The organism is Pseudoalteromonas sp. CNAT2-18.1, from assembly GCF_022347865.1.
GTDB lineage: Bacteria > Pseudomonadota > Gammaproteobacteria > Enterobacterales > Alteromonadaceae > Pseudoalteromonas > Pseudoalteromonas ruthenica.
Genome location: NZ_JAKRFR010000004.1, coordinates 1 through 12,823 on the forward strand (window position 1 = coordinate 1; position 12,823 = coordinate 12,823).

At 49.5% G+C, this 12,823-nt stretch carries 9 protein-coding genes; 5 read left to right on the forward strand and 4 right to left on the reverse strand.

The window, feature by feature from the left end:
• Positions 1–645 precede the first annotated feature (645 nt).
• Positions 646–1,950, reverse strand: a complete 1,305-nt coding sequence (locus MHM94_RS09300) for an inosine/guanosine kinase (protein ID WP_022944734.1) — start codon at positions 1,948–1,950, stop codon at positions 646–648.
• A 251-nt stretch (positions 1,951–2,201) separates the two neighbouring features.
• On the opposite strand from MHM94_RS09300, the gene tadA reads away from it, so the two are divergent.
• Positions 2,202–2,711, forward strand: coding sequence for a tRNA adenosine(34) deaminase TadA (gene tadA / locus MHM94_RS09305; protein ID WP_053910643.1), 510 nt, complete (start codon positions 2,202–2,204; stop codon positions 2,709–2,711).
• Here the strand turns inward: tadA and MHM94_RS09310 are convergent.
• Entirely contained in the window at positions 2,708–2,878 is a 171-nt protein-coding gene (locus MHM94_RS09310) for a hypothetical protein (RefSeq protein WP_022944732.1), read from the reverse strand. The genes tadA and MHM94_RS09310 overlap by 4 nt on opposite strands.
• A gap of 65 nt (positions 2,879–2,943) precedes the next feature.
• The gene (mltF, locus tag MHM94_RS09315) at positions 2,944–4,332 is read right to left on the reverse strand and encodes a membrane-bound lytic murein transglycosylase MltF (RefSeq protein WP_045980668.1); all 1,389 of its coding nucleotides are present in this window, start codon (positions 4,330–4,332) and stop codon (positions 2,944–2,946) included.
• 211 nt (positions 4,333–4,543) lie between these two features.
• On the opposite strand from mltF, the gene purL reads away from it, so the two are divergent.
• From purL to MHM94_RS09335, 4 genes are all read left to right on the forward strand, one after another.
• Entirely contained in the window at positions 4,544–8,428 is a 3,885-nt protein-coding gene (gene purL / locus MHM94_RS09320) for a phosphoribosylformylglycinamidine synthase (protein WP_235419802.1), read from the forward strand.
• A gap of 137 nt (positions 8,429–8,565) precedes the next feature.
• Positions 8,566–11,013: a YdbH domain-containing protein gene (locus MHM94_RS09325; RefSeq protein WP_235419803.1), complete on the forward strand. Its 2,448-nt coding sequence runs from the start codon at positions 8,566–8,568 to the stop codon at positions 11,011–11,013.
• Positions 11,014–11,017: 4 nt separating this feature from the next.
• Positions 11,018–11,203, forward strand: a complete 186-nt coding sequence (locus MHM94_RS09330) for a YnbE family lipoprotein (protein WP_022944728.1) — start codon at positions 11,018–11,020, stop codon at positions 11,201–11,203.
• Between the two features lie 8 nt (positions 11,204–11,211).
• On the forward strand, positions 11,212–11,532 hold the full coding sequence (locus MHM94_RS09335; RefSeq protein ID WP_022944727.1) for a YdbL family protein: 321 nt from the start codon (positions 11,212–11,214) through the stop codon (positions 11,530–11,532).
• Positions 11,533–11,634: 102 nt separating this feature from the next.
• On the opposite strand, the gene MHM94_RS09340 is transcribed toward MHM94_RS09335, so the two are convergent.
• Complete coding sequence (locus tag MHM94_RS09340; RefSeq protein WP_053910646.1) at positions 11,635–12,591, reverse strand: hypothetical protein; 957 nt, start codon at positions 12,589–12,591, stop codon at positions 11,635–11,637.
• Positions 12,592–12,823: the final 232 nt, after the last annotated feature.

Sequence of the window (12,823 nt, forward strand, 5' to 3'; positions counted from 1 at the left end):
CCGATGATAGTGTGGGTTCGCCCATGTGAAAGTAGGTCATCACCAGGCTCCTAATTAGAGAAACCCGTTGCACCAGTGCAGCGGGTTTTTTTATACCTTTAGGCCAGGCTTCAGTCTTGCAACACCCCAGTCAGGATAAATCCTGACCTACAACACCGCACCCCAGTCAGGGTAAACCCCGACCTACAACACAGCATCACCCTTTACCACACTTGTAGGCAAGGCTTCAGCCTTGCAACACCCCAGTCAGGATAAATCCCGACCTACAACATAACTAAACATCAGAAAACCCCACACCCGTAGGCAAGGCTTCAGCCTTGCAGCATCTAGTCAGGGTAAGCCCTGACCTACAACAGAGCGAAACACCCATCACCACACCCGTAGGCAAGGCCTCAGCCTTGCATCACCTAGTCAGGATAAATCCTGACCTACAACACAGCACCCCAGTCAGGGTAAAACCCTGACCCACAAAAGAGCATCATCGGTCATCACACCTGTAGGCAAGGCTTTAGCCTTGCGTCATCCTAGTCAGGGTATAACCCTGACCTACAAATCTCGAGCCTGACCATACAATGTATAGACATCGATTTACGGGCATAAAAAAACCGCTAAAAAGCGGCTTTCTTGGTTAAAACAATAAGAGGGTTACTGTTCCCAATAGGCTTGCTCTAGGCAATCCTCGCGCTCCGGTAGACCCCGGGTTAAACGCGGCGAATGTTGTACTAGCACTTCATAACTTGCTCGGTTCGCATACTTACTGATCTGGGCTAAAGAAGAGTAAGTGATCGCTTGCTGACCATGCTTGGCTGAGTTTGGCACATTTAACTTGTGGTACTCATTGGCGCTAATATCATGCAGTACAGCAGCTAGCGCGCAATCACCGGCGCCATTGGTGTTCTTAATGCTATCTGGCCCACCCATAAATGGGGCGGTATGGCTATAAGCACGCACAGGCTGTTGGCAATCTTGCTTGCGCATGGCACGTGAAAACTCATAACGGTTAAAGTCAGCGATTGCACCTGGAAGGAGTGGGTACTCAGTGGCGCGTTTATGCTGATCATCAACATAGCCGGCCATAAACATACCTTTTTCACCGGCGGTACAAATCACAAAGTCGACCCATTCTAGGGCTTTGTCTGCCGCTAATAGTGGATCTTCAAAACCGGTAATCGCTAGGCCTTCTTCTTCGTTCATAGCAAGAATATCAACATGATCATTTACAAAGTTGGCCCACCATGTAGGGTCTTGCTCAATAAGAAACTTGGTGCCGAGCGTCAGCACCACTGGTACCCCGGCTTCGTTTGCGTACTTTACCGCTTGCATAGTGGCTTCGGTCATTGTTTCGTTGCCTTGCGTGCGCATAAGGTAGGCACTAATCACCAAAGCAGATGATTCTTGGATCAGGTTCTTATCTATGGACTCAGGGCGTAAGTGATTCATTAACCCTGCGCTGATGGCGAAGGTGCGTTCGCCACTTTCATCAATCAGCGTAAAGCAACGGCCTATGGGGCCATCTACAGGTTGCAGATAATTAAGGTCTACACGGCTTGAGGTGTTACATAAAAAGCGATAAGCATAACTACCAATTTTGATATTTTCGCTCATTACGCCAAGTAGCACCGAACGATCATCAGCCAGCACTGAGTAGTTGTGCATGGTATTGCCTACGGTGCCGCCAGCAAACTCATAATCAACCATGTCGTTGAGCTTGAGCCGATCATAGAGGGCATTGGTAACGTCACTGTCAATAACCTGTGACATGCCACGCTGCAGCCCGAATTCATCTAAGAATGCCTGATCGACCTTGGCTTCAATATCCACTACGATCTGATCTATGCCTACAATGTAGCTGCGCTTCAACCGCGATTCGGGGTTGATTTGATTAGTAAGTGGATCTTTATCTTCCACCGGGAAATAATGTTTATGTCTTCGGCGACCAGGAAACTTCATGACTTACCCGTTTTCGGTGTCCATAGAACAAAAAAAGCGGCGAATTATAGCTTAATTTTGGGTGTGCAGGCTATGGTACGAACCATAAAATCCGCTAAATAGTGAGAATGTGTTAATACTAGACTCAGAAAATTCTAATAATGAGTGTAAAGCATAGTCGGGAATTTGCTGATGTTAGCGAGAGGATTCGCCGCGCACTTGCCGATATTGCTTGGTATAATTGCTGTTCCTAAGTAGTTAAAAGATACCCTATGACCGAGCTAAATGACGAATACTGGATGGCGAAAGCCTTAGCCTGTGCCGATAAGGCCGAGCAACTAGGTGAGATCCCAGTCGGTGCTGTACTAGTCAAAGATGGTGAGCTAATTGCCGAGGGCTGGAATCAATCGATCACCCTTAACGACCCGTCGGCCCATGCTGAAATGATGGCGGTGCGTGCAGCTGGAGTGGCCCTTAATAACTATCGGCTTATTGACTGCACTTTGTACGTCACGCTGGAGCCATGCTCAATGTGTGCTGGTTTACTCGTTCATAGTCGCATTGCGCGGCTAGTCTTTGGTGCCAATGATTTAAAAACGGGTTCTGCGGGGTCTATTATGAACCTAGTGCAGGAGCCTCGGCTTAATCATCAAGTTGAAGTCACCAAAGGGGTGCTTGAGCAGCAGTGTGCAACTAAGTTATCTGCGTTTTTTAAGCGACGTCGGCAAGAGCATAAGGAGAGAAAAAAGGCGCGTCAGCAACGCCAGGGGGAAGGGGGTTAGGCCTCCGCCAAGCGTTGCTTTTCTAGTTCTTCCATTTGTTGCATAGCAAACAAGCGGCGACGCCACAAAATCTTATTGTGGGTATTTTTACGGGTTACTCGACGACGATTAGTCGATGAAAATAGTACATTTCGCTTAAAGCGATGCGTTCTACGGCGTTTTAGCATAGTGTATTCTCCTTGAAAGTGTGAGAGGGGAGAGCTGCCAATAAAAACACGATTAAATGACAGTTTTATGGCGTTCCGGCCGATTCTTCCTTGGCGCTAGCGTTGTTGGCCACCAAAGCATCGTTTTCATCTAACCATACTAGGGTGTCGTAGTAGCGCCGAATATTGTCTACGTAAGTTACCGCTACGTCTCCGCGCGCATAACCGTATTTAGTTGTACGATAATAGCGTTTCTTGATCAACAGCGGTAGATATTTTTTCACATCGGCCCACTTGTCTTTATCGTCACCGGCCCGTTCGGTTAGGATCCGCGCATCATTTACATGGCCCCAGCCGACATTATATGACGCTAAGGCAAACCAAGTACGGTCAGGTTGGGCAATACGATCAGGTATGCGTTCAATAAGATAACGTAAGTACTCGGCACCGCCGCGAATATTCTGTTCTGGTTTGAGACGACTGGTAACGCCCACCTGTTTTGCCGTTGGTAAAGTCAGCATCATAATACCGCGTACCCCAGTGGGTGATTTTGCCAAGGGGTCCCACATAGATTCTTGATAACTGAGTGCAGCCAGCAAGCGCCAGTCTAACTCTTGTGCATATTGCTTAAACCAAGGCATATAAGTCGGTAAGGTATCGGCAACGGCTTCAATAAATGCCAAGGTGTTAACATAGTTAAACTGGCGTACGTGGCCAAAGTACTTCTCTTCTAAAGCATAAAGGCGCTTGTTCGCTTTCGCTTCACCGAAAAATTCCACTACCAAGGCATAGAGTGAGTCGTCGTTATCTTGGCGCAGTACCCAGCCAATTGGGTCATTACGGGTCACGGAAAAGCCGATGCTCAGATTCGGGTGGTAACGGCGAAACAGTGCCAAGGCGTGGGAGTCGGCAATGGTGTAGTCGATATCGCCGTCGATAATGGCTTGCAGTAACTCTGCTTCATCCATTTCATCGGTTTCATTCCAACTCAGTTGAGGGTACTGTTTTTTATACCGATGTAGAGTTTGCGAGTGGCTGCTGCGGGCCAGTACCGTTAAGTTGCCCTCTAAGTCATCAAAGTCGCGCGGCCGGACTCGACCTTGTTTGTAAACCAGCTTTTGACTAATGATGCGGTAACTGGGGCCAAAGCGGTACAGCTCGGCACGACTTGGAGTGTAGCCAATGCCCGATGCGACCAGGTCCAATGAGCCATTATCAAGGCGCTGAAACATATCGTTAAGGCTAAAGAACGGCACGATATCCAGCTCTACGCCTAGGTAGTTAGCAAAATCTTGGGCAAGTTCGTATTCAAACCCTTGCTCCCCTTGAGGGGCTTGGTAATAATTGCTGGCACCGGCTAGGGTGCCCACGCGCAACGTGTTGCTTTGATGAATACGCTCTAATTGGCTAGGTTTTTGCGGCTCACTGCAGCCTACGAGTACCCAGATACTCACAATTAACCAAACGAATCTCACGGCTTGCCCCTTTACCCCGATACCACCACTTATAACAAAACCAAGGCTTGGCGTCACCTCTACTTTAGCCATACAAAGTGAGGCTTATAACGATTCCCTGCAATAGCGGACAATCGTCCTTGCCAGCGGCCCTTTAGCTCGCATTTTTAACTAAATTAAGTATAATGCGCGGCAACTGTCGTTCAATCCTTAACCCCGGATGATATTACCTATGTTAATCCTGCGTGGTGCGCCAGCACTTTCCGATTTTCGTGTTCAAAAAGTGCTTACTCAATGTAAGCAAGCCAACCTTCCTGTAGCAAACGTCTACGCCGAATTTATGCACTTTGCTGATGTCACAGCAGCACTGAATTCTGACGAGCACAGCAAGCTGGAAAAGCTGCTTACTTATGGGCCGCATATTCCTGAACATGAGCCCCAAGGGACACTTATTTTAGTTACCCCGCGTCCAGGCACAATTTCGCCATGGGCGTCTAAGGCCACCGACATTGCTCACAATTGTGGATTAACTCAGGTACATCGTATCGAGCGCGGCATCGCCTATTATGTTGAAGGTGATTTGAGTGTTTGCCAGCTTAACGATGTGGCCGCCTTACTACACGATCGCATGACCGAAGCAACGCACCGCGATATGGATGATGCCGCGAAACTGTTTCGTACCGATGAGCCGCGAGCCATGTCATCGGTGGACATCCTTGGCGGAGGCCGTGAGGCGCTAGCTAAAGCGAATGTTGAACAAGGCTTTGCCCTTGCAGACGACGAGATTGATTATCTGGTAGAGAACTTCCAAAAACTCGGTCGTAACCCGAACGACATTGAATTGTTTATGTTCGCGCAGGCGAACTCAGAGCATTGCCGTCACAAAATCTTTAACGCTGATTGGACCATTGACGGCACAGAGCAGCCTAAATCGCTGTTCAAAATGATCAAAAACACCTACGAGCAAAATAGCGTCAACGTATTATCTGCATACAAAGACAATGCAGCGGTGATGAAAGGCTCAGTGGCCGGTCGTTTCTTTCCTGATTTTAGTGGTGAATACACGTATCACCAAGAAAACATCGAAATTTTGATGAAGGTTGAAACCCACAACCACCCAACCGCGATTTCGCCATTCTCCGGGGCATCAACGGGCTCGGGCGGTGAAATCCGTGATGAAGGTGCTACAGGCCGAGGCTCTAAGCCAAAAGCTGGTTTGGTAGGCTTTAGCGTATCTAACCTACGCATTCCAGGTTTTGAACAACCATGGGAGAGCGAATACGGTAAACCAGGGCGCATTGTTGAAGCGCTGGATATCATGATTGATGGCCCGCTAGGCGGCGCCGCGTTTAACAATGAGTTTGGTCGTCCTAACCTACTGGGTTACTTCCGTACCTATGAAGAGCGAGTTAATAGCCACAATGGCGAGGAAGTGCGCGGTTACCACAAGCCGATTATGATTGCCGGTGGTTTAGGTAACATTCGTACTGATCATGTACAAAAAGGCGAGATCCCGGTAGGCGCGAAGCTTATTGTGTTGGGCGGCCCGGCAATGAACATTGGCTTGGGAGGCGGAGCGGCTTCGTCCATGGCTTCAGGACAGTCCAATGAAGATCTCGACTTTGCTTCGGTACAACGTGAAAACCCAGAAATGGAACGTCGCTGTCAAGAAGTCATCGATAAATGCTGGCAGCTAGGCGATGACAATCCGATTGCTTTTATCCACGATGTGGGCGCCGGTGGTCTGTCAAATGCCTTCCCTGAATTAGTGGACGATGGCGGCCGAGGGGGCGATTTTGAATTGCGTAATGTGCCAAACGATGAGCCCGGTATGGCGCCGCATGAGATTTGGTGTAATGAATCACAAGAGCGTTACGTGCTGGCGGTAGCAGAAGAAAACTTCGCTCGCTTTGAGCAAATATGTCAACGTGAACGCGCTGAGTACGCAGTCATCGGTACTGCGACCGAAGATCGTCACTTACGGGTTTCTGACTCGCACTTCAACAATAACCCAGTGGATCTGCCGCTTGATGTGTTATTGGGTAAAGCGCCGAAAATGCACCGTGATGTCAGCACCAAGCAAGCTCAGGGTGAAGCGCTTAATACCAACGCGATTACCGTACAAGACGCAGTGCAACGACTACTGCGCTTGCCAGCAGTTGCTGAAAAAACCTTCTTAATCACCATTGGCGACCGCTCCGTAACCGGTTTGGTTGCCCGTGACCAAATGGTTGGCCCTTGGCAGGTGCCGGTGGCCAACTGTGCCGTGACAGCTGCTGCGTACGACACCTATCATGGTGAGGCCATGTCTATGGGTGAGCGCACACCTGCGGCGCTGCTTAATTATGGTGCTTCAGCGCGTTTAGCGGTCGCCGAGTCTCTGACAAATATTGCCTGTGCTGATATTGGCTCATTGAATAACATTAAGCTATCAGCAAACTGGATGGCGGCAGCCGGGCACCCCGGTGAAGACGCTGGTTTATATGAAGCGGTTAAGGCCGTGGGTGAAGAGCTGTGTCCAGCCCTGGGCTTAACCATCCCGGTAGGCAAAGACTCAATGTCGATGAAGACCACATGGCAAGATAATGGTGAAGATAAAGCCGTGACTGCGCCACTGTCTTTGGTAATCACTGCGTTTGGTCGTGTTGAAGACATTCGTAAAACAGTCACGCCACAGCTGCGCACCGATAAAGGCGATTCAACGCTCTTGCTTATCGACTTGGGTGCTGGTCAAAACCGCATGGGGGCATCAAGCTTGGCGCAGGTTTACAAGCAACTGGGTGACAAAACCCCAGATGTTGATAGCCCAGAACTATTAAAAGGCTTCTTCGAAGCGATGCAAGCGCTGGTAAGCGAAGAAAAACTACTGGCTTACCATGACCGCTCCGACGGTGGTTTATTCGTAACTGCTGCGGAGATGGCCTTCGCGGGTCACACTGGCGTAACGCTAGAGCTAGACGCGTTAGCGGGGTCTGATTTAGAGGTTCTATTCAACGAAGAGCTGGGTGCCGTTATTCAGGTTCGCAATGATGACCTAGACGCGGTGAAGGCTATCCTTGCCGAAAACGGTCTTGCTGCGCTAAGCCATGAAATTGGTACGTTGAACGATGCTGATCAGCTGATTATTAACCGTGGTGGTCATGCACTAGTGGATAATAGCCGTACCGAGCTGCGTTTAGCGTGGGCGGAAACCACTTATCAAATGCAGTCTTTGCGTGATAACCCAGCCTGTGCTCGCCAAGAGCATGATGCCAAAGCTGATGCCAATGACCCAGGTCTTAACGTGAAGCTGAGCTTCGACATTAATGAAGATGTCGCCGCGCCTTATATTGCCACTGGCGCTAAGCCACAAATGGCTATCTTGCGTGAGCAAGGCGTTAACTCACACGTTGAGATGGCGGCGGCATTTAACCGTGCAGGCTTTGCCGCCGTTGACGTACACATGAGTGACATTCTAGAGGGGCGCTTAACGCTAGAGCAATTCAAAGGCCTTGTGGCGTGCGGTGGCTTCTCCTATGGTGACGTACTCGGGGCCGGTGAAGGCTGGGCGAAGTCCATTCTCTTTAATGACATGGCACGCGAGCAGTTCCAAGGCTTCTTCGAGCGTCAAGATACCTTCAGTTTGGGTGTGTGTAATGGCTGTCAGATGCTATCAACATTGCGTGAGCTGATCCCAGGCACGGAGCATTGGCCACGTTTCGTGACCAACCAAAGCGAGCGTTTTGAAGCGCGTGCGACCTTGGTCGAAGTACAAGACAGCCCATCGGTGTTCTTCAGCGGTATGGCGGGTTCACGTATGCCAATTGCGGTGTCACACGGTGAAGGCCGTGCCGAATTTGCAAATGAGGCGGCTATTCAAACTGCAGTGAACTCGGGTACTGTGGCGGTGAAATACGTAGATAACTACGGTAACCCAACTATGCAATATCCGGCGAACCCCAATGGTTCACCAGAGGCGATCTCGGGTATGACCTCTACAGATGGTCGTGCTACGGTGATGATGCCACACCCAGAGCGGGTATTCCGCGCGGTAGCGAACTCATGGCACCCAGATGAGTGGCAAGAAGACAGCCCATGGATGCGCATGTTCCGTAACGCGCGCAAGCACATTGGCTAACTATATAGTGCTTATCCAATCTAAAAAGGCTGCCTTGGCAGCCTTTTTTGTTGCTCTTATTGATGTGTTCCAATCAGCTGCGCTTCATGAGAAACTTTTAAAATGATCACCTACCATTTGCCGCTTTAAGGAAAACTATGCTGCGCAAGCTGTTGATTGGATTAGCAGTGATAGGGCTCACTCTAGCTACCGCCTACTTATTTCGCATTGAGCTCACCTTTATGGTAGCGAAACAGTACTTTGATGCCGATGAAGCAGAGTTAACCTGTGCTGATTGGCAATGGGGGAGTGGGCTGACCACAATCACAGTCAATAAGTTATGTGTAGGTTATCGCCAGCATCGGCTTGTTATTGAGCAGGCGCGAATCACACCGCAGCATATCGATATTGAAAAAGCAGCCCTAACCCTGGCTAAGCAACAAACTCAACCATCCAGTGGTACTGGTAAACCTCAGGCGCTTAATTTGCCGCTGACAGACAGTCGTCCGTTGGTAACTGTTGAATCCCTTTCCGTGTACACGCCTTATGCCGCTGCGCCTGTGCGTATGACGGTAAGTGAGCCGCAACTCAATCAGTGGGTGTTAAATGGTGATATAGCCGGTGATATCGCCTTAACCTCGCAGCATATCGACTATGAACTGCATGCCAATCAAGCCTTAAGAGCCCAGCTTATGGCTGTGGCCGAGCCATTACTCATGCGCTTTAATATCTCTCAGTGGGCATTGCCGGAGCTACAAGTACAAGGGCGCTATTACGGAAACCGCATCGATAACCAGATCACTATTGCCAGCCAAGCTACTTGGCAACATACGCCTTGCCCGGTGCAGGTGAGTAGCCAGGGTCGCATCGAGGTGCGCTCCAAGAATATGCGTCGCTTTAGCTTAGACACCAGTGCACTGACAACGCAATTGCGAGCGCAGGCTCAATGTGACTATCAAGCCAGCCTAAAACCCTATTTCCCAGAGCTGCTCAAGGGGTCATGGCAGCTAACGTTGGCCGAACCAAGGGTGAGTATAGATAAAAGCGAGGTGGAGCTAGCGCAAGTGCTGCTTACGCATAACAGCGAACAGACTAAAGTGGGTGTCCGCTTAGAGGCGCCGCGTGCCAATTGGCGCACAGCACAGGTGGCTGCCGAGTATGCTTTACAGCTAGAAACCCAGTCGTTAGGGCGGCTTAGTGTTTCGGGGCAGGCAACTGAGCAGCGCATTAGCGGCGCCTTTAAAGGCCAGATAGCCGCGCCGGTGGCTGAAAACGTGCATGTTGCCCCCGTAAGTGCCACTGGCGAGTTCGATCATAACTTTGCTGGGGCTACTGCGCTGCATGGGCAACTGAAAACTGCACAGTTAACAATGGCGCCTTATTCTGGCGAACAGGTAGCGGTTACTGTTGATGCCACTATCAGCGCAGATAACTCGATTTCAGCGCGCTTGGAGACCGTTGCAGCTGTTGCGGCGAATGCTGATATTAAACTCCTTGATGTCGAGCAAAATTATCAGGTACAGGCAGACTTGGGGGCAGGGCGGCGCAGCGCTCAGGTTAAGGTGCAAAGCCGTATTGGGCAACTAGATTCTGCGCAGCTGAGGTTAAGTGAGCTCAGCGTTGATAGTCGAGTTGATATTGCTCGCAGCATTGATGGTGAGCACCTTATCTCATGGCAGCAGGCGCAAGCTTTGGTTAAGCACAGTTGGCAAGAAACGGCTTTTCCTATCACCGTGGTATTGCCGCCGACGCCTTTGCCTTCATTGCAAGCCATTGCCAGTCAATTGGCTCCCGAGTTGTCACTGACCGCCGGCACACTCAGTGCTCAATTGCACGGGGATGCCCGCCTTCAGCGTATGCAATGGCAGCTAGATGTGGACGACGCCAGCGTGCTTTATCAGAGTTACTTAGCCGAAAATATCAATACGTCGCCGCAAGGACAATGGAATTCAGGGCAACTTCAGCTCGATGATACTAGCTTTACTATATCCCAACTACGCGCTGGACCGGTGTTGTCACAGGTGCAAGGGCTCTGGGGTTATGACCAAGATGCCTACCTCAAAGAGGTGCAGGCCGAGGTGTTAGGTGGCACTTTGTCGCTGGATAAACTTTATGTGACTGGGCTAACGAAGCGTCGTGCTCTCACCTTAGTTGAGATAGCACAAATTAATGCCCAAAGCCTACTGGCGCTAGAGCCACAGCAGGGCATTGAGATCACAGGGGTATTGGCAGCAAAACTACCAATACGGTTAGAGGAGCAGGGAGTCAGTGTCGAAAATGGCCGTATTTATTCGCAAGCTCCGGGTAAATTGACGATTAAAGATAACGCTGCCTTCGATGCGGTGAAAGCACAGCAGGCAGAGCTTGGGCCGATGCTGGGCATGTTGGAAAACTTAGATATCAACAGCATCAACGCCGATGTTGATTTAAAAACCGATGGTTGGTTAACCATGGCGATGCAATTAAAAGGGGAAAATCCCGAGCACCAGCAAGCTGTAAATTTTAACTATAATCATCAAGAAAATATCTATACCCTATTTAAGGCGCTGCGCTTAAGTGATGAAATCACTAAGAAAGTGGAGCAAGAGTATCAAGCGAAGGAGTAAGCGAATGAGCAAACTATCGCTGGTGGCGGTGGTCGCTATGTTAACTTTAATGGGATGCACCCATAAGGTTGAGGTAGAGAGTAAAGAGCCAATCACCATCAACCTAAATGTCAAAGTCGATCATGAGATCCGCGTCAAAGTGGATAAAGAACTCGACGAATTATTCAGCGATGACAGCGAGCTTTTCTAGGAGGGGTTATGAAACTAGTTAAATGGAGTATGTTAGTCAGTGCCGCCATGTTGGCCTTCAGTGCCTGGGCGCTAACTTTAGACCAAGCTAAGGCGCAAGGTATCGTCGGCGAAACCAGCAACGGCTATTTAGCCTTAGTACAAAATAACAGTGAGGCGCAAAAGCTAATTGCCGAGATTAACGCTAAGCGTAAAGCCAAGTATTTATCATTGGCGAAGAAAAATGGTATCAGTTTGAGCCAAGTGGAGGCGTTAGCAGGCGCCAAAGCTATCGAAAAAACGACCGCAGGGCATATGGTTAAAGTCGACGGCCAGTGGCGTAAAAAGTAGCACTAGGGTGAGCACAGTGCAGTAGCACGCTGCACTTTTTGCCGCTCAAAATGCCCAGCGCTATCAGTAGGTATAGCACTGGGCGGGCAAAAGAAAGGTAAACTAGGCGATTTGTCGTTCTGCCAAGCTCAGCTCCATGGTGGCTTTAAGCAAACGATACAGGTTGATGGATGCATCGATTTCCTGTTTACGGTTCGTCAGTGACTCGATATTCAACCCCAGCGGCACATCCAGATGGGCGCAGCTACGTAAGATCAAATCTAAGTTTTCGCGGCAGATGCGCACCGACTCACTCAAGGTGTTTTCGGCATCAAGCATGCGCCACTTAGTAGCCTCAGGCACGGAAATCCCCAACCACTGCATAAAATCCAGCGTTTTTTCACCGCCACAAGGGGTGAAGGTTAAAATAATACGCTGTGGCGAGAGCCCTTGCTGGCGGCAGCTGCGGGCATAACTGGTGATTAGATCAATAGTCGCTTGCGCATCATAAACCGCCTGGGAGATAAAAAACTGACACCCTTGCGCCGTTTTGGTCAGTAAGCGCTCATGTTCATTACGCTTATTAGCGTGGCGCTCGGCAATGGTCACGCCGCCTAAAAAGAAGTCCTGGTGATGAGCGGCAATCTGGGTGTAGGCATCATTTAAGCTTAGCTTGATATCCCCTTGTGACGACGGACTTCCGACTAAGACTAAGTTATTTAAATCATGGTCATTGGCGGTGCTATCAAGCCATTGATTAAATTCATCCTGATTGCGCTGAGCTACACTTTTATAGGTGATCACATCGGCGCGTGATAAGCGCCGCAATAACTGGCCATAATCACGTGGGTCAATGGTGTGTTTGAATGGGAAGGGGCGCGGCGTACTGATGCGGCTGCTCTCGTCCTGAATGTCATAAACCACCACACCGTCATATTCAATTTCGTGTAAACGGCCAAGCAACTTTTCGGCAATTGCGCGCATTGCGACTTCATCAGTATCTGCTTTAGGTGGCGTAGTGCCAATTAAATACACGCCCTGACGGGGGTCCTCTATTTTTTCTCGCAGTGATAAAGCCATGGTTCTCATCCCCAGCAATTGACAATGAAATAACTATAGCAGCCATTTAGACGTCTAAATAGCTTTTTATAATGAAACTTACTCAACTCGAGTGAATTTGCTTCAAGTTAAACCGTTACTCAGCATGATCTGATCGTTATACCCATTATGTCGTGGCTGACATATTTGTTTACAGCAAAGTGACGCCCCTAAGGTGCGTTTGCGATGTGATTTATTGCATAATGAGGAAGCT